This is a genomic window from Polyangium sp. 15x6, assembly GCF_029960785.1.
GTDB lineage: Bacteria > Myxococcota_A > Polyangia > Polyangiales > Polyangiaceae > Polyangium.
The window spans coordinates 79,507-95,503 of sequence record NZ_JASBQE010000046.1 but is presented as its reverse complement, the minus strand read 5'-3'; the positions used below and the strand labels follow the sequence as shown (position 1 = coordinate 95,503).

The window sequence follows — 15,997 nt, the reverse complement described above, 5'->3', positions numbered from 1 at the left end:
GCGTGATCTCGACACGCTCCCGAAGGCCGCGCCCGCACCGGCCCCCGCGCCCGCGGCCGCCGCTCCGGCGCCCGTGGCCGCCGCGCCGGGCGAGCTCCTCGCGCCCGAGGTGCGTCCGCTCAGCATGATGCGCAAGGCCATCGCGCGGCGGCTCGTCGAGTCGAAGCAGACGGTCCCGCATTTCTACCTGACGATCGACGTCGACGCGGATCCGCTGAATGCCCTGCGCGAGCAGATCAATGCCGAGCTCGCCGCGGCCGCGGAGCCCGGCAAGGACGCGTCGAAGATCTCGCTGAACGATCTGCTCGTCAAGGCCTGCGCGATTGCATTGCGCCGCGTCCCCGAGTGCAACGCGCAATATACGCCCGACGCCATTCTCGTGCATCGCCGCGTCGACATCTCGGTCGCCGTCGCCGTCTCCGAGGGCCTCGTCACGCCCGTCGTGCGCGACGCCGACAAGAAGAGCATCACCGCCATCGGCGCGGAGATCCGCGACCTCGCGGCCCGCGCGAAGGCGAAGAAGCTCAAGCCCGAGGAAATGGCGAACGGCACGTTCTCCATCTCGAACCTCGGCATGTACGGGATCGACGAGTTCTCCGCGGTCATCAACCCGCCCGAGGGCGCGATCCTCGCCGTCGGTCAGGTGCGGCGCGAGCCCGTCGTGAAGGGCGACGCCGTGGTCCCCGGTCGCCGCCTCGCGATGACGCTCTCCTGCGATCACCGCGTGATCGACGGCGCCGTGGGCGCGACGTTCTTGAAGGCGCTGCGGGCGCTCCTCGAGCGCCCGATGCAGATCCTCGTCTCCTGACGAGGCGAGCAAGGGTGCGCCCCCGACGCGGGGCGCACCCTCCTCTACCTATCCAATCACGGCTCGTTCTGGCAGTTGCGGCGCGTGAGCCAATCGGTCACGGACCGCACGATCGGCCGATAGCCGAAGGCCGGCGACGCGAGGTCGTCCATGTTCGCCGGACAAACCGAGCCGAGGACCGCCTGATCGCCGAGCGCCTTCATCAGCGCGATCGGCCGGAGGCCCGGGTAGGCCTTTGCGCGGACCTGCAGCGTGCGCCCGCCGGTCGCGGGGTCGACTGCGCAGAGGGGGTTATCGTTGTTCGGCTCGAAGCAATCGCACGCCGTCAAGCCCGGGTTCGAGCAGTCGCGCTGGTCGCCGGGCAGGAGCGGCAGGATGCACGCGTATTGCAGATCGTTGTTGTCGATCGTCCAGTCGTTGCCGTTGATCGGGTTGCCGCCCGGGTTCGACCCGTTCACGACGGGATCGCCCGTGATCGGGTTCGTCCCGGTGCGCGGCTGGATCGACTCGATCATGAGCGGATCGAGCGGCTTCACACCGCCCGCGGGGTCGCCGAGGATGACGTCCCAGGTCGTCGCGCCGGTCGCGTTGAGCGGCGCCGAGAGCTCGGCCGCGGTCTTGAAGCCCTTCGAGATGTCGGTCTTGTCCCGCGCCACGTCCTGCCAGGGCACGCCGACGAGCCCGGAGATGAGCACCTTCTCGGGCCCGCGAATCGCCGTGATGTTGTCGGTCGGGTCGAGGTCCGAGAAGAGCGGGTTCGGCACGAGCTCGCCGGCCCGGTTCGTGATCGTGGCCTGGCTGAACGCCTGAGCGTACCGGTCGATCGGATACATGAAATCGATGCCGAAGCGGCGCTTCTGGTCCCAGCAGCGCAGGTTGATGTCGTCCTCTTGGGTCGTGTAGAGCGCCGTTCCGCCGCTCGGGTCCTGGCACGTCGGATCGGCCGGGCAGTCACCCGTCGCCTGGCCGCACGATTTGCAGCACGGATCGTTCGGATTGACCGCGCACTCCTGCCGCGCGCGCGGCAACCGCACGTTCGTCGCGCCGTTGCGGAGCTGGTTGACGTAATAGAACTGCCCGTACTCCTTCGTCGAGCAATCGTTCTCGTCGGTCAGCATGAGCACGGTGAGCAGCGAATCCGGCCGCAGGAACTCCGCGCGTTGCTGCAGGAGCACCGTGTCGACGCCCTGGGGCGTCGCCTTGCCGTCGATGACCGAGATGGTCGCGTGGGGCTCCGGATCCACGAGGAAGCGGTAGATGCTCTCGAGCTGCGACTCGTAGCCGCAGCCGATCTGCCCGACGCCGAGGACCATGTCGCGCAGCCTCGGCACGAGGCCGCCGCCATTCCCGTCGTTGATCTGGTCTTCGCCCGGCGGGTTGAGCTGCTGGTTGGGATCCCAGGCGAGGAAGCCCTTGCTCTCGTACGTCGGCACATCCGCGCCGCCGCATTGATCCTGGCGCGTGAGCAGGTGCGCCTTGTCGTTGTTCGTCGTGTTCGGGTTCGGTGAGCACTCGAAGCTGTTCGGATCCACGTCCGGGCAGGAATCCGCGCCGTGGCCGCCGATGCTCGAGCTGATGACGCCGATGTGGATGTCGGCGATCGGCTCGAAGGCGCGGACCGTTCCGCCCGGACAGGCTTCCCCGGGCCCGTTCGGCTGCTGCCCCGGGGGCGCGGGCACGCCCGACGGGTCGATGCACGGCGGGTTCACGACGCCCTGCACGATGTCCGGGATCGTGCGGGCCAGGATGGCCTGCTTGTCGGCCATGCTGCGCGAATTGTCGATCGCGAAGAGCAGGTCGAGCCGCTCGGCCACGACGCACGCCGCGGGCCCGCCGCCGCCGCTGCCGCCGTTTCCGCTGCCGCCCGTGCCACCGCCCTCGCCAGCAGCGCCGCCGGTCCCGCCGGTGCCGATGCCGCCCGCGCCGCCGTTTCCGCTGCCGCCGCTGCCGCCGCTGCCGCCGTTTCCGTTGCCGCCCGTGCCGCCGCCCGTCACATCGTCGTTGCACCCTGCGAACGCGAGCAGCGCTACCAGGCCAAATCCAAGGATAGTTCCACGTCGACCGATCATGTCATGCCTCCCTCTAGGCTAAGGGCGTATGGGAGAAAACATGGCTGAACGGTGATCGTCAAGGGGTGCGCAGCAAATCGCGCGCGCCATCGGCGACGAATTGCACGGCGATGGCGGCGAGGATGAGGCCCATCACGCGCTCCAGGATCGCCACGCCGCTCTGCCCGAGGACGCGCTGCACGAGCGAGGCCGCGCGCAGGATGAAATAGGCCGCGACAAACGTGATCGTGACGGCGAGGAGGACGGGCACGGCGTAGAGGAGGCTCCGCGTGTTGCCCTGGGACATGAGCACCATCACGCTGGCGATGGAGCCCGGACCGGCGAGCAGGGGCATGGCGAGGGGCACGAGCGCCACGTCCTCCTTGCGCGCGCTCTCCTCGGTCTCTTCGGGCGAGGTGCGGGTCCCCGGGCGCTTGGCGCGCAGCATGTCGAGCGCGGTGAGCATGAGCAGCAGCCCGCCCGCCACGCGGAAGGCGCCGAGGCTGATGCCGAAGATCTTGAAAATGACGCCGCCGAAGATCGCGAACGTCATGAGGATGAAGTAGCCCGTGAAGCAGGCGCGGCGCGCCATCTGCCGGATCTTTTCGGGCGGATCGTTCGACGTGATGGCGAGGAAAATCGGCACGACGCCGATCGGGTCGACCACGAAGAACACCGCCGAAAGGGCGACGAAGAAAAACGTCACGAGATCGGTCAAGGGCACATCCTACGGATGCGCTCGCTATAGACCCGGACCCGGCGAGAAGCCAGCCTCGTCCGTCCCCAGGCGCGGGTTGACGTGGGGCGGACGCCGCGGTATCTCGCCCTTCTCATGTTCCGCGTGACCGAAGAAGTGCGGTTTTGTTATGGCCACCGCTTGCTCGACTACGAGGGCCCTTGCGCCCGCATCCACGGCCACAACGCCCGCGTCGCGATCGAGCTCTCGGCGCCCACGCTCGACCGCAAAGGGTTCGTCGCGGACTTCTTCGACATCGAGAAGGCCGGCAAGGATTGGATCCTCGCGCAGTTCGACCACCGCCTCATCCTGCGGGAGGACGACCCCGTCATTCCCTTCCTGAAGCAGGCGGGCGAGGCGTTCGTCACGCTCCCGGTGAATCCGAGCGCCGAGAATTTCGCCAAGCTCATTTTCGATCACCTCCGCGCGCACGGCGCGCCCGTCACGGCCGTGTCTTTCTACGAGACGGACACGGCCGTCGCGACGTACGAGGATCGCTAGGTTTTTCCCATGAGCAAGGCAGCCCTCGTCACCGGCGCAGGCAAGCGGATCGGCCGCGCGATTGCGATGATGCTCGCGCGCGACGGGTTCTCCGTGGCAGTCCACTACCATCGATCCCGCGAGGACGCCGAGAGCCTCGTCGCCGCGATCGAATCGGCCGGCGGGCGCGCGGCGGCGGTTCCGGCGAACCTCGCGGACGAGGCGGAGACGGGCTCGCTCGTGGATCGCGCGGCTCTGCTCGTGGGGCCGCTCGTGGCCCTCGTGAACAACGCCTCGACGTTCGAGTACGACACGCCGGAGACGGCCACGCGCGAGACGTGGGATCTGCACATGGAGGCGAACCTCCGGGCGCCCTTCGTGCTCACGCAGCAATTCGCGCGGCGCTTGCCCGAGGGGGTGGAGGGCGCGGTCGTGAACGTCCTCGATCAGCGTGTCTGGAACCTGAGCCCGCATTACACGACGTATACCGTGAGCAAGGCCGGGCTCTGGGCGCTCACGCAATCGCTCGCGCTCGCGCTCGCGCCGCGCATCCGGGTGAACGCGGTGGGCCCCGGGCCGACGCTCCCGAGCACGCGACAAACGCCCGAGCAGTTCGCCGCGCAATGCGAGAGCATGCCGCTCCGCCGCGGGGCCACGCCCGAGGACGTCTGCGACGCGGTCCGTTACCTGCTTTCGGCGCGCGCGGTGACGGGGCAGATGATCGCGGTCGACGGGGGTCAGCACCTCGGCTGGGCCACGCCGACGTCGGATTCGTCACCGGATTGACGGGATCTCATTCCTGCTGGATGAACGTCTGCGAGGCGTCCTCGCCGCGCACCTTGATGTTCGCGTGCTCGTCGGTCGTGAGCGCGAGGTCCTTGTAATGCACGGACGCGAGCTCGGGCGTGTACCCGTCGGGACAATCGAGCAGGGTCATCGTGGGTTCGGGCAGGGCCACGGTCTGCTTGCTCGCGGCGCCGGCCGCGAACTGGCCGCTCTGCTCGACGACGTCGTCGACGTCGTGCTGCAGGTTCGGGTTGGGGTGCGTTTTGCCCTGATCGTCGACGCATACGAGCCGGGCGGAGCGCCCTGCCTTTACCTTGAAGCCGACATCGTGCGGGAGCTGGGCCCGGTTCTCGACCTCGACGTTCAGCGCGCCCTTGAGCGAGATGGTCGCGAGCCTGAATACCTGACCGGGGAGCGCGGGGTTGGTGTACCGCTTGGCATCTCCCGTTTGCACGAGCCGCTCGCGACCGCGGCCTCGGATGACCTCGATTTCGTTCCAGTCCGCCTCGGCGAGCTCCGCCTGGGAGCCGGCCGGGCAGCCACGCTTCATATAGGGCGGGTGGAGGTCGAGGGTGACACGACCCGTCACGAATCCCTTCGGATTCGAGGCGAACGGGAAGCCGCGCCGGACCTTGATGACCTTGACGTCCCGACCAGCGAGGGTGCGGAGCCCTCCGGACTCGCTCGCGCACACGTAGGTGGCGGTCGCCGTGGCCTTGAAAACGAAGGGAATGCGCCGATCCGAGCCGACGATGTCGGAAAAATCGATGGTGAGGTTGCCGAGATCGTCGGTGTCCGTCTCCACGTCAAGCGCTTGCGCGGCTGCGCTCGCGGACAGGATGGTGGCTGTCGTCGCCAGGGTGCATAGCGAGATTCGAGAATGCTTTTTCATAGCTCCTCCCCCTGGGCGATCACCCCTGAGCGATCGCCTCATGGGCAGACCATGCAATTGGTTTGCCCGGAGCATCCGTCCACGGCGTGCTCACAGGATGCGCCGGCTCCGGTCGGGTCCGAGCTCGCCAAACCCATCCGGCCCGAGAACCTGGATCCAGGTATAACGAATGTCGGCGAGCTGTGGCGAATATCCTTCGTGGCCGCAATCGAGCTCGATCAGGTTGTCCGGGCGCTCGATCCGGAGGGGCTCCGGCTCGGTGGGGCGCCCGTCCTCGCCGATGGTCAGCGTGCGTTTCACCTCGAGCTCTCTTCGGAACGGAACCCGATATTCGGGCCAGGGCAGCACTTCCGCTTGCAGGTTCGCGCATACGTACAGCGCCGAGACGGTGGCCTTGAGCGTGTACGTGCGCGTCATGAGGACGTGATCGTTGTCCTCGAAGCGGACTTCGAGGTTTCCCCGCGCGTCGAGGGTCGTCGTCACGTTCGAGATCGCGGCGGCGTCCCTCGCGACGAGGAGAGCGCATGCGGTCGCGAGCCCCGCCAGCAGGGAGACGAAAACGTGTCGCATGGGTTTGTCCTCCTGGATGAATTCGTGTCACAGGGCGACGTCGGAGCTGTGAACGGCCCGGCGGCGGCGAACACCGTCGGGCCGTCCACCGGGGTGGATCAGATACCATGAAGGATTTGCCGCCGGACCGGGGCCGGGGCGGCGGAGTCGTACGGGCTCCGAAGCTGGATGTTGTCGTACCTCACCTCGATGAGCATGAGATCCGTGCCGGAGGGGCATTGGAGCATCGATTGTGGGATATCGGTCGAGACCTCGGCCTCCGCCGAGCCGAGCGCGTCCGTCGTGACCACCACGGACTTCTGGAGGTTGTTCCTGTAGACGCGCGTGTATCCCGGCAGGGAGATCCAGTGACCATCCCTGAAATCGACGCACCCCCAACGTGTCGTCCGCTCGGTGCGCAGGTTGTACTGAATGGCGTGGCTGTTCGGCAGGTTCTCGACCTGGAAGGAGACGACGAGCTCGTAGGTACCCTCCTGGATCGAGCTATCGGCCCTGGTGAAGGCCGCATGGGCCACGCACGCGGTGGAGACGAGCGCGGCGCCTGCCAGGACGGCGACATAGCTGGCACGATTCTTCGTATTCATGGCTTCCTCCTGTGAAGAGCGAAGGCCTCGGCCGGCTTCCCTTCCGGGTGGCTCCGCCCGTGTCACGTCCAGGGTAGAAGCAAAGGGTCTGCCGTTCGTCTGGACCGCTCATTGCACTCAAGGCAAGGGGAATGCTTCCCAGGAGGTCATGGGCGCGGGCGCGGATCCGAACCGATTGACAAGGAGAATGTCTTCATAATGCGCCGAGGCGAGGACCGGGGCCATGCCGACGGGGCACGCGAGCAGCGGGAGCGCAGGCGGATCCGAGACGATGGTGCCCTCCACGTTCCCCTCCTCGTCCACCTCGAACGTGATCACTTTCAGCACGTGGAGTGATGCCGCGAGGCGCGGGAAGGGCACGAAGTTCCGAGGATTGCTCCGGTATGCGCACACGAAGACGGTCGTCGCCTTGGAGGTGAGCGTGTAGCGCACGGCGTCGCCGCGAGGCAGGACGTCGTCCCGGAAGTCCACAACGAGGCTTCCATCGACACGCACGGCAGCGCCGGAGATTTCGAGGGCCCGCGCCTCTCCCGCGGAGGCGAGGAGCGCGGCGGCGGCCAGGATCGTACTTAGAATCGGTAGAATCGAGGTTTTCATGACACACTCCTCGGAAGGAATCTTCCTTCATTCATTGCCCGGGTGACGCTCCCAGAAGAGGGAGGGCACGGGGACCTCGCCGAACGGGCTCCGGAGGATGATGTCCTCATGACGTACGGAATCGACCGTCGGTACGAGGCGGAAGGGGCATTGGAGCGGGGGCGCGGCGAGGGCCGACGTGGTGATGATCCCCTCGAGGTTCCCGCTCGCGTCGGCCCGGAGGGTCACGGTCTGCAGGATGTCGCGGAAAATCTGGGTGGATGGCTCGCTCAAGGTGATCGCCGTCCACGGCACGCTGCACACGAACCTGGCCGTCACCTTGGACACCAGCGAATAACGGACGGAGCTGTTCTGGGGCAGCGTCTCGTCCCAGAACACGACCACGAGGGCCCCGTCGGGACGAATGGCCGTACCCGCGATGTCGAGCGCGCGGGCGTCCTGCCCGGCCGAAAGGAACAAGGCGCCCGCGGCCGTCGCGAGCAACGTGGAGCGGCGTGAGATCATGAGTCTCCCCCTTTCTGTTCCGTGGCCGCGACGCACCGCGACCCGACACGTTGATCCATGGCGTCACGAGGTCGACCGTCAACGTGGGCGGATCCGCAGCCTGCGCGCGGCGAACGAAATGGAAATACCCTCGCCTACGCGCGGAGGAGCCTAGGCGAACTCCCGTCAGGGCCCCCGAGGGGCCCCCCGGACGGGACACGTTGTGTTATCGAGAGGCATGACCCCGACGGCGATCCCCACGGCCCCCGGCGAGACCCTGCTCGGCCATGCCCACCATTTCCAGAGCGACCGGTTGCCCTTCTTCCGGCGCGTCGCCGACACGGGCGACGTCGTCGCGGGCCGGATGCTCCATCGCACCTTCTATTTCGTGAACGGCCCCGAGGCCGCGCACGAGATGCTCGTGGAGAAGGCGCGCAGCTTCGAAAAATCCCCCGGCATCCGGATCCTGCTCCATGATCTCGCGGGCCAGGGCCTCTTCACGAGCGAGGGCGATCTCTGGCGACGCCAGCGCCGCTTGCTCTCGCCGCTCTTCCACCCGACGCAGGTCCAGACCTACGTGAGCGCGATGAACGGCGAGGCCCTGCGCGTCCGTGAACGGCTCCGCGACGGCGAGCGCACGGATCTCGCTGCCGAGATGACGCGGATCGCGATGAGCGTCGTCGGCCGCACCCTCTTCGACGCGCGGACCTTCGACGAGGCCGACGAGCTCGGCGAGGCGCTCACCATCGCGCTCGGCTGGGTGAACAGCCACATGGGTACGCCGTACATGACGCTGCAGATCTCGGCCATCGGGATGACCGAGATCCTCGACGGAAAGCTCCCGCCGTGGCTCGAGGACGTCCGCGCCCGCGCCCGCGCCGCGCTCGACACGCCGATCTTCATGCCCGGCCGAAATGATCCCAAGATCGTGCGCGCGCTCGAGGTCCTCGACAAACGTATTCAGGCCATGATCGACGATCGCCGCGCGAGTCACGCCGATCGAAATGATCTGCTCACGCGGCTCCTGTACGCGCGCGACGCCGATCTCGGCGGCGAGGGCATGAGCGACAAGCAGGTCCGCGACGAGGCGAACACGCTGTTCATCGCGGGGCACGAGACCACGGCGACCGCGCTCGCCTGGTCGTTTTACCTGCTCTCGCGCGACCCCGCCGCGCGGGCGAAGGTGCAGGCCGAGGCCGACGCCTTCGGCCCCGAGGGCCCGACCTCCTACGACCCCGAAAAGCTCGCCTATACGACGCGCGTCTTCAAGGAGGCGCTGCGCCTCTATCCGCCGGTGATCGTGCTCCCGCGACGCTCGCTCGAGCGCGTCGAGCTCGGCGGCCACACCTTCCCCGAGCGCACCGTCTTCTTCATGAACGTCTACGGCATGCACCACCGGAAGGATTGCTTCGCCGATCCCGAGAGGTTCGATCCGGACCGTTTCACCCCGGAGAACGAGGCGAAGCGCCCGAAAGCAGCGTGGATCCCGTTCGGCGTGGGGCCGCGCGTGTGCATCGGGAACCATTTCGCGCTGATGGAAGGGCCCGTCGTGCTCGCCACGTTGATGCGTGGTTTGTCCTTCGAGGTCGAGCCCCAGGACGTCGAGCCCGAGACGTTCGCCACGCTCCGCCCGAAAGGCGGCGTCTGGGCGCGGGTGTGCCGCCGCAGCGCCTGATCCCCTCCCCGCCCGCCGCCCCGCCTCCGCCCTCCCCCCTGTAGCTCCCCACTCCCGCCCCGCGCTTCCTGGATGCATACGTATCCTTGCGCACGTTGTCTACACAAAAGTTTTGACAAAGTTTGCACAACACATGAACAAACGATATTCCATAGAACGTTCGCTGCACAAAAGAGCGTTCAAGAACACATTTACCCTTCGTTCGAAGGCAAGGTTCAGGAGTACCGACCGTGAAGCAAGAGCACCTCCGTTCTCCGCACGTGATGCTGGGCGCAGCGCTCCTCGTTTCGTCCCTCGGAGGCCTGGGCGCTTGCCAGGAGGCCGAAGAGGAGGCCGCGCCGGCCCCGGAGCCCGCCGCCGAGGCGCCCGGTCGTTGCATCTACACGAGCCCCTTCACCCAGGCCGAGGAGTGCCGCGATTACACCGGCAAGGGCTGGTCCGCCGAGTCCGCCGAGGCCGATTGCAAGGCGCTCGCGCAATCCACCTTCACGAAAGCCGAAGCCTGCGCCTATCCGAAGACGCTCGGGCGCTGCGTGCTCGACGGCGGGAAGGACGACGAATACAGCATCGTGTTCCCCGGCGAAGACACGGCCCAGTGCGCCTCGACCCAGCGCGGCTGCGAGCTCTTCGGCGGCGGGAAGTTCCTGCCCGACGCATGTGAAGGCGTGATCGACGAGCCGGGCAATCCCGATCCGAGCGGCTCGGTCTTCCAGTGGCCCACAGAGGTGTGCGCGGACCCGAAGGCCGGCGAGCCCGCGGGCCAGAGCAGCGGCAAGGTCTGCACGTTCGGCGCGATCTCGGGCTGTACCGAGCCCGGCCGCAGATTCACCGATTACGCGTCCTGCGAGCCGGTGCTCACGCAGCGCCCCTACTGGCCGGCCCCGCCCTCCGATTTCAAGACGCCCGACGACGATCCGCGTCTCTCGGACGCGCAATGGCTCGGCGAGCTCGCGTGGGTGACGGAGCAGGTCGAGGCATGCGGCTGCGTGTGTTGCCACTCGGAGAAAGCCGCGCCCGCCGAGGGTCCGTCGAACTGGTACATCGAGGCCAGTCCGATCTGGACCGATAGCTTCTATCCAACGGGCCTCGCGCTCGCCGCCGGCTGGGTCTCGTCGGACGCGCTCGGCGCCTATCCGCCAGACCAGAACAACGGGTTTTCCCGCGACGTTTCCGGCCTTCCGAGCACAGACCCGGCGCGAATGGTCGCCTTCTTCGAAGGCGAGCTGCTCCGGCGCGGTTTCAAGAAGGAAGACTTCGCGAGCGAAACGCCCTTCGGCGGGCCGCTGTACGAACAGAGCCTTTACGTGCCGAGCGATTGTGATGCCGGCCAGGGCGTGGACGCCGCCGGCAAGATCACGTGGACCGGCGGGGACGCCCGTTACGTTTACATTTTATCGGCCGACGCGAAGAACCCAGGGGCGCCGCCGAACCTCGACCTGCCCGAAGGGACGCTCTGGCGGCTCGACGTTCCATGGACCGCCGCGCCTGTGAAGAGCGGTATCACCTACGGCGAAATCCTGCCGAATACAAGGCAAGGCCATCCCGCAGACGGGAGCCCAGAAAAACTCGTCCCGGGCACGAAATATTATCTGTACGTATGGGCAGACGTCGGCATCCCGATCACGCGGTGCCTGTTCGACGTCCCGCTTTGACGCGCGGCGCGGCGCAGCGCGGGGCGTTGCCCCGCACCCCAGCAGGGGGCTGTCCGCCCCCTGCACCCCGGACCAGCGCAAGCGCTGGACTCGGGGTCGATGAACTGCGCGATGCGCAGTTCATCGAACACCGTGGCAGGACCACGAGCGCCGTTGCCAATCAAGACAGCAGCGCTGCCATACGTGCTGGGGACGTTTTCTTTGTCGACAGCGCGCATCGCGCGCTGTCGCCCCGGGTCCAGCGCTTGCGCTGGTCCGGGTCCAGGGGTGGACAACCCCTGGTCGGGGCCCGGGGTGAAACCCCGGCGCAACGGCCGTGGGTTACGCCCGGACAACCTCGATGACCACCGGCGGGCGGGGCCGCGCAGCGTTGCGCTGCCCGGTCTTCGCTTCGTGCCACGCCTCGAGCGCGCGCACCGCGTTCTTTGGCCCGACGGAGTCCACGAAGGCGCGTGCTGCGCCGAACGCCGACCAATCGCGCTCCCGGTGCGTCACGGCGTAGGGGCCACGTTCGTCGAGCCCGCCCTCGTCGAACGCCTGGAACACCTCGATCATCCGGCCGTCACGAACGCTCTTGCAACCGAACTTCGCGAGCTCCTCGCCTGTCGGCAGAACGCCCACGAGATATGTCTCCGTGACGAGCGTCGCGCCACAGAGAATTGCCCCTGACACCTTCGAGATGGCGTCGAGCCATGCCGCCGAGGCGGCTGCCATCTCGTCCTCTTCGCCGCCCCCTTCGAGCTCTGCCACGAGTGCCTCGAGGTCGTCCCGCTCGATCCGGCCCCACCGCCGTACCCACTTCTCGCGACCGCGGCGGGGCCTGCGTTGACCATCGGTCGGATCGGCTGATTTGGATCGCATCGCGGGGTCTACCTGCTCCTCTGCACGATCCGAGCCCCCGGGGAACGGGGCGAAAGCGCCACACGGGGACGAGCTCGGAAGATCGGGCGGGCGAGCCTCTAGCGGGAATTTTTGACCACCGCAAGTGTTCTTTCACGGACGTGACCTTCTCGCCCGGGACACACTCGTTCTTCCCATCCGCCCGGGACCGTGTGTAGAACGGCCGCCGCCCGCATGCGTACCTCCTCGTTCGAATGGATCGCCGACGACGGCAAGCCGATCTTCGTGCACGTCTTCTCCCCCGACGAGGGCATGAAGCCCGTGGGCGTCGTCCACGTGTCGCACGGCATGAGCGAGCACGGCGCCCGCTACACGCGCCTTGCCGAGGCCCTGACCGCGCGCGGCCTCGTCGTCGAGGCCCACGACCACCGCGGCCACGGGCGCACCGCGAAGACTGGCGACGAGCTCGGCTACTTCGGCCCGGGCGACGGCTTCGGCCGCGTCGTCGCGGACCTGCGGGGCCTGCTCGCGCGCGCCCGCACGGCGTACGCCGGCCTTCCGCAGGCGCTGATCGGCCATTCGATGGGCTCGCTCATCGCGCAGGGCGTCCTGCCCGAGGAGGGCAAGAAGCTCGGCGCCGTGATCCTTTCGGGCACCAACGGACCGCCGAGCATGATGGCGCGCGCGGGCGTGCTCGTGGCGAAGGCCGAGCGCGCGCGGCTCGGCGAGCGCGGCAAGAGCGCCGTGATCCAGGGGATGTCGTTCGACGCGTGGAACCGCACCTTCAGCCCGAACCGCACGCCCTACGACTGGCTGTCGCGCGACGCGGCCGAGGTCGACAAATACGTCGCCGACACGCTCTGCGGCTTCCCGGCGACGACGGCGTTATGGGTACAGCTCCTCGGCGCGATGCCCTCGCTCGCGCACCCGGACGCGCTCGCGCGGATCCGCAAGGACCTGCCGATGTACGTGGTCGCTGGCTCGGAGGATCCGGTCCACGAGCGGACGAAGAACCTGCGCGGGCTGCTCGACGCGTACGCGAAGGCGGGACTTTCCGATGTGACGTACCGCGTCTATCCGGGCGCGCGTCACGAGCTGTTCAACGAGACGAACCGGGACGAGGTCACCCGCGACGCGGCGGAGTGGCTCGCCCGCAAGCTCGCCCGGTAGTCAGCGCACGAGCACGGCGTCCCCCTCGATCACGATGTCGTCGAACGACCGCGCGGTCGGGTGATCCGCGAAAGGCGGAGCGCCGTCCCGCGCGAGCCCGACGCGGAGCAGGCCTGCCGCGCGCGCGGCGTCGAGCTCGGCCTTCACGTCCGACAGAAAGAGCACCTCGTGCGGCGGGGCGTCGAGCGCGGCCGCGATGCGCGCGTAGGACGCGGGATCGGCCTTCTTGCCGGTCGTCGTGTCGAACCAGCCGTCGAAGAGACCCGAAAGATCCCCCTCGATCGTGTGCCCGAAGAGGAGCCTCTGCGCGAGGACCGACCCGGACGAGAACACCGAAAGCCCGATCCCGCGCGCCTTCCACCGCGCGAGCGCGCCGGGGACGTCCGGGTACACGTGCGCTCGATACGCCCCCGCGTGATAGCCCTCCTCCCAGATCATGCCCTGGATCGCCTTGAGCGACGTCGCCTTGCGATCCTCGTCGATCCACCGGAGCCAGAGCGCGACCACGGCCTCGTCGGACAGGTCTGGCTGCCCTGCCTCCGCCCGCGCCGCATCGAGCGCCGAGGCGACGCGCGCCTCGCCGGCGTGCGTCCGGACGAACGCCGGGAGCGCCCTTCGCGCGTGAACGAAGAGCGTGTCCGTCACGAAGGCGATCGACGTGGTGGTGCCCTCGATGTCCGTGACGATGCGCTTCACCACGGCGCGCCCCGCTCGAGGGTGTCGGCGTCGGGGAAGCGCCGCGCGATCTCGTCGCCCGTGAAGTTTCCGATCCAGCCCGCGGGCGTGCCGAAGAAACGAATCGCGCAGAAGTCGGGCTGCGCGCCCATGTCGAACCAGTGCCGCGTGCCGGCGGGGACCGAGATGAGATCGCCCCGCTCGCAACGCACCGCGAGCACCTGCCCGGCGAGGCGCAGGTAAAACACGCCGGCGCCGTGCACGAAGAAGCGAACCTCGTCCTCGTCGTGCGTGTGCTCTTCGAGAAACTTTCCGCGCGCCGCCCGAGCCTTCTCGGCAGAGCTCGGATCGTCCGGAGCCGGCGAGAGGCGCGCGACGTCGACCGAAGGATAACCGCCCTCGCGGCAGAGTTTTGCGATGGGCTCGCGGTAGGCCGCGAGGATCTCCTCCGCGGTGGCGGAGGGCGTGAACGCAAAGGAAGCCTCCCAGGCCTCGAAGCGAACGCCCACGTCGCGCAGGATCGCCGCGATCTCGGCGTGGTCCTGCGAGGCGCGGACGGGCGTTCCGGGAGCGTTTTCCCGAAAGACGTGGATCGAGCTCACCCCTGGAGGATCGACCCAAACCGATCCTCGCTGCAAGCCCGATCACGCGCTCAGTAATTCACCTGAATTTGCAAACGAACGAGGCGCCCGCTCTCCTGCGGGTAAGGCGGTTCGGGGTAGGTACGCTCGGCGATCGTGTAGGCGGCCGTGGCCTCGACGGCCGGGATGGGCTGCCACTCGAGGCCCATCTCCAGCTCGCGGACCTTGTAATGGGGCGCGTTCGTCTCGAACTTGCGCCCGCCGTCGTAGAGCACGCCGCGAACGTAGGGCACGAAGCTCCCGATCTTGGCCATGGCCATGACGTACCCGCCGTGCAGCGGCCGCTCGACGACGCGATCGCCCACGAGCTCCGGCCCGCGGCCGATGTTGTATTCGGCCTGCAGGCCGATCGGCTGCGGATACAGGACGAACGAGGCGTGGGCGCGGATGTCGCGGATCTCGTCGGGCGCCGTGACGTCGTCCGCGGTCTTCACGACGAACTTGCCCGCATACCCACCGGCGCCGATCTCCACGATCTGCTTGCCGATCTGGAACGGCCACGTGACACGACCGACGACGTGCGGCGTGTCGTTCCGCTCCTTCTGGTTCGCGGTCTGGCCATTGTAGACGCCGAGCGCGACGACGCCGTAATCACCCGAGCCCTTGAGCCCGTCGTCGACGAGCGCCTTGAACCGCTTGCGAATGCGCTCGGGCGCCCAGTAGAAGAAGATGCCGAGATCCCGCTCGTCCTTGACCGCGCTGTTCAATGCGTCCGAGCGATCGAAGGGCGCGCGGTTCTGGCTCGACTGCATGTTCTCGAAGCCGTACGGCACCTTCGACTGCCCCACGCGGAAGCGGAATTCTTTCTTCGCGTCGAGGGCGATGTCGGCATACCAGTCGCGCAGCGTCGGGACGTGGTACTGGTCGGAGACGACGCTCGCGAAATCAGGCTGGATGTACACGAAGACGCGCTCGTGCACGTCGCCCTGGAGGATCAGGCGGGCGCGGCGGATCAAGAAGCCGCCGTCCTTGCCGATCGAACGGTCGCCCTGGGTGTTGACGAGCCGCTCGTTCGTCACGCCGAGCTGGTTGTACCGGAGCTGCGAGTAGCCGCGGATCTTGAGCTTCTCGTACCAGTGCTGCGAGGCCTTGCCCGCGCTCTCGCCGGGCTTCGGCTTTTCGGGTTTGGCCGCTGGCTTCGGGGCGGGTTTGACCGCGGCGGGATCCGCGGACGGGATCGTGGCCAGCGCGATCTCCGATCGGGGCGCGGCGGGGACGTCCGCCGCGGCCGAGCGCGGAGACAAAAGAAGACCAAAAACCGCGGCGAGGGCCGAGCGCGCGGCCAGACGTGCGAGCGACATGGAAGGATTCCGGGGACGTCCCGGCCTTTCTTCTTCTGGCACACCACGCTAGGCGACTT

Annotated in this window: 17 protein-coding genes; 6 read left to right on the top strand and 11 right to left on the bottom strand. The window is 67.9% G+C overall.

The annotated features are described in order from the left end of the window. Nucleotides 1–808, top strand: an 808-nt coding sequence (locus QHF83_RS29560) for a dihydrolipoamide acetyltransferase family protein (RefSeq protein WP_282421327.1), incomplete at its 5' end; no start/stop codon positions are given. A 56-nt stretch (nucleotides 809–864) separates the two neighbouring features. Here QHF83_RS29560 and QHF83_RS29555 read toward each other — a convergent pair. Together QHF83_RS29555 and QHF83_RS29550 are read right to left on the bottom strand one after the other, a co-directional pair. Further along, nucleotides 865–2,877 (bottom strand): hypothetical protein, encoded by a 2,013-nt coding sequence (locus QHF83_RS29555; RefSeq protein WP_282421326.1) that lies wholly within the window; start codon nucleotides 2,875–2,877, stop codon nucleotides 865–867. A gap of 58 nt (nucleotides 2,878–2,935) precedes the next feature. Beyond that, complete coding sequence (locus tag QHF83_RS29550) at nucleotides 2,936–3,574, bottom strand: MarC family protein (RefSeq protein ID WP_348980478.1); 639 nt, start codon at nucleotides 3,572–3,574, stop codon at nucleotides 2,936–2,938. A 114-nt stretch (nucleotides 3,575–3,688) separates the two neighbouring features. Between QHF83_RS29550 and QHF83_RS29545 the strand changes: the two genes are divergently transcribed. Together QHF83_RS29545 and QHF83_RS29540 are read left to right on the top strand one after the other, a co-directional pair. Beyond that, the gene (locus QHF83_RS29545) at nucleotides 3,689–4,093 is read left to right on the top strand and encodes a 6-carboxytetrahydropterin synthase (protein WP_282421324.1); all 405 of its coding nucleotides are present in this window, start codon (nucleotides 3,689–3,691) and stop codon (nucleotides 4,091–4,093) included. A gap of 9 nt (nucleotides 4,094–4,102) precedes the next feature. Then, nucleotides 4,103–4,858: an SDR family oxidoreductase gene (locus QHF83_RS29540; protein WP_282421323.1), complete on the top strand. Its 756-nt coding sequence runs from the start codon at nucleotides 4,103–4,105 to the stop codon at nucleotides 4,856–4,858. Between the two features lie 7 nt (nucleotides 4,859–4,865). On the opposite strand, the gene QHF83_RS29535 is transcribed toward QHF83_RS29540, so the two are convergent. From QHF83_RS29535 to QHF83_RS29515, 5 genes are all read right to left on the bottom strand, one after another. Next, a complete protein-coding gene (locus QHF83_RS29535; RefSeq protein ID WP_282421322.1) occupies nucleotides 4,866–5,750 on the bottom strand; it encodes a hypothetical protein in 885 nt (294 codons plus the stop codon). A 90-nt stretch (nucleotides 5,751–5,840) separates the two neighbouring features. After that, nucleotides 5,841–6,320: a hypothetical protein gene (locus QHF83_RS29530; protein ID WP_282421321.1), complete on the bottom strand. Its 480-nt coding sequence runs from the start codon at nucleotides 6,318–6,320 to the stop codon at nucleotides 5,841–5,843. A gap of 98 nt (nucleotides 6,321–6,418) precedes the next feature. Next, nucleotides 6,419–6,904, bottom strand: coding sequence for a hypothetical protein (locus tag QHF83_RS29525; protein WP_282421320.1), 486 nt, complete (start codon nucleotides 6,902–6,904; stop codon nucleotides 6,419–6,421). Nucleotides 6,905–7,021: 117 nt separating this feature from the next. Next, nucleotides 7,022–7,501 carry a hypothetical protein gene (locus QHF83_RS29520; RefSeq protein ID WP_282421319.1) on the bottom strand — a complete coding sequence of 160 codons (480 nt, stop codon included), beginning with the start codon at nucleotides 7,499–7,501 and terminating at the stop codon, nucleotides 7,022–7,024. Between the two features lie 27 nt (nucleotides 7,502–7,528). Then, the gene (locus tag QHF83_RS29515) at nucleotides 7,529–8,005 is read right to left on the bottom strand and encodes a hypothetical protein (RefSeq protein ID WP_282421318.1); all 477 of its coding nucleotides are present in this window, start codon (nucleotides 8,003–8,005) and stop codon (nucleotides 7,529–7,531) included. A gap of 217 nt (nucleotides 8,006–8,222) precedes the next feature. Between QHF83_RS29515 and QHF83_RS29510 the strand changes: the two genes are divergently transcribed. Beyond that, entirely contained in the window at nucleotides 8,223–9,659 is a 1,437-nt protein-coding gene (locus QHF83_RS29510; RefSeq protein ID WP_282421317.1) for a cytochrome P450, read from the top strand. Nucleotides 9,660–9,889: 230 nt separating this feature from the next. Continuing rightward, nucleotides 9,890–11,311 (top strand): proteinase inhibitor, encoded by a 1,422-nt coding sequence (locus QHF83_RS29505; protein WP_282421316.1) that lies wholly within the window; start codon nucleotides 9,890–9,892, stop codon nucleotides 11,309–11,311. Between the two features lie 321 nt (nucleotides 11,312–11,632). Here the strand turns inward: QHF83_RS29505 and QHF83_RS29500 are convergent, their stop codons facing one another. Next, on the bottom strand, nucleotides 11,633–12,172 hold the full coding sequence (locus tag QHF83_RS29500) for a hypothetical protein (protein WP_282421315.1): 540 nt from the start codon (nucleotides 12,170–12,172) through the stop codon (nucleotides 11,633–11,635). 213 nt (nucleotides 12,173–12,385) lie between these two features. Here QHF83_RS29500 and QHF83_RS29495 point away from each other — a divergent pair, with 213 nt between their 5' ends. After that, nucleotides 12,386–13,321 carry an alpha/beta hydrolase gene (locus QHF83_RS29495; RefSeq protein ID WP_282421314.1) on the top strand — a complete coding sequence of 312 codons (936 nt, stop codon included), beginning with the start codon at nucleotides 12,386–12,388 and terminating at the stop codon, nucleotides 13,319–13,321. Here QHF83_RS29495 and mtnC read toward each other — a convergent pair whose 3' ends face one another. From mtnC to QHF83_RS29480, 3 genes are read right to left on the bottom strand one after another with little or no spacing between them, the layout of a single operon-like run. Then, the gene (mtnC, locus tag QHF83_RS29490) at nucleotides 13,322–14,020 is read right to left on the bottom strand and encodes an acireductone synthase (protein ID WP_282421313.1); all 699 of its coding nucleotides are present in this window, start codon (nucleotides 14,018–14,020) and stop codon (nucleotides 13,322–13,324) included. It lies immediately after the preceding gene. Further along, entirely contained in the window at nucleotides 14,014–14,598 is a 585-nt protein-coding gene (locus tag QHF83_RS29485) for an acireductone dioxygenase (protein WP_282421312.1), read from the bottom strand. The genes mtnC and QHF83_RS29485 overlap by 7 nt, the downstream gene beginning before the upstream one ends. 50 nt (nucleotides 14,599–14,648) lie before the next feature. Continuing rightward, nucleotides 14,649–15,938 carry a porin gene (locus QHF83_RS29480; RefSeq protein WP_282421311.1) on the bottom strand — a complete coding sequence of 430 codons (1,290 nt, stop codon included), beginning with the start codon at nucleotides 15,936–15,938 and terminating at the stop codon, nucleotides 14,649–14,651. Between the last annotated feature and the right edge of the window lie 59 nt (nucleotides 15,939–15,997).

What these genes read in the sequence shown, in the direction of transcription:
- QHF83_RS29555 (WP_282421326.1), bottom strand. Translation starts at nt 2,877, where the DNA reads ATGATCGGTCGACGTGGAACTATCCTTGGATTTGGCCTGGTAGCGCTG.
- QHF83_RS29545 (WP_282421324.1), top strand. Translation starts at nt 3,689, where the DNA reads ATGTTCCGCGTGACCGAAGAAGTGCGGTTTTGTTATGGCCACCGCTTG.
- QHF83_RS29540 (WP_282421323.1), top strand. Translation starts at nt 4,103, where the DNA reads ATGAGCAAGGCAGCCCTCGTCACCGGCGCAGGCAAGCGGATCGGCCGC.
- QHF83_RS29535 (WP_282421322.1), bottom strand. Translation starts at nt 5,750, where the DNA reads ATGAAAAAGCATTCTCGAATCTCGCTATGCACCCTGGCGACGACAGCC.
- QHF83_RS29530 (WP_282421321.1), bottom strand. Translation starts at nt 6,320, where the DNA reads ATGCGACACGTTTTCGTCTCCCTGCTGGCGGGGCTCGCGACCGCATGC.
- QHF83_RS29525 (WP_282421320.1), bottom strand. Translation starts at nt 6,904, where the DNA reads ATGAATACGAAGAATCGTGCCAGCTATGTCGCCGTCCTGGCAGGCGCC.
- QHF83_RS29520 (WP_282421319.1), bottom strand. Translation starts at nt 7,501, where the DNA reads ATGAAAACCTCGATTCTACCGATTCTAAGTACGATCCTGGCCGCCGCC.
- QHF83_RS29515 (WP_282421318.1), bottom strand. Translation starts at nt 8,005, where the DNA reads ATGATCTCACGCCGCTCCACGTTGCTCGCGACGGCCGCGGGCGCCTTG.
- QHF83_RS29510 (WP_282421317.1), top strand. Translation starts at nt 8,223, where the DNA reads ATGACCCCGACGGCGATCCCCACGGCCCCCGGCGAGACCCTGCTCGGC.
- QHF83_RS29500 (WP_282421315.1), bottom strand. Translation starts at nt 12,172, where the DNA reads ATGCGATCCAAATCAGCCGATCCGACCGATGGTCAACGCAGGCCCCGC.
- QHF83_RS29495 (WP_282421314.1), top strand. Translation starts at nt 12,386, where the DNA reads ATGCGTACCTCCTCGTTCGAATGGATCGCCGACGACGGCAAGCCGATC.
- QHF83_RS29480 (WP_282421311.1), bottom strand. Translation starts at nt 15,938, where the DNA reads ATGTCGCTCGCACGTCTGGCCGCGCGCTCGGCCCTCGCCGCGGTTTTT.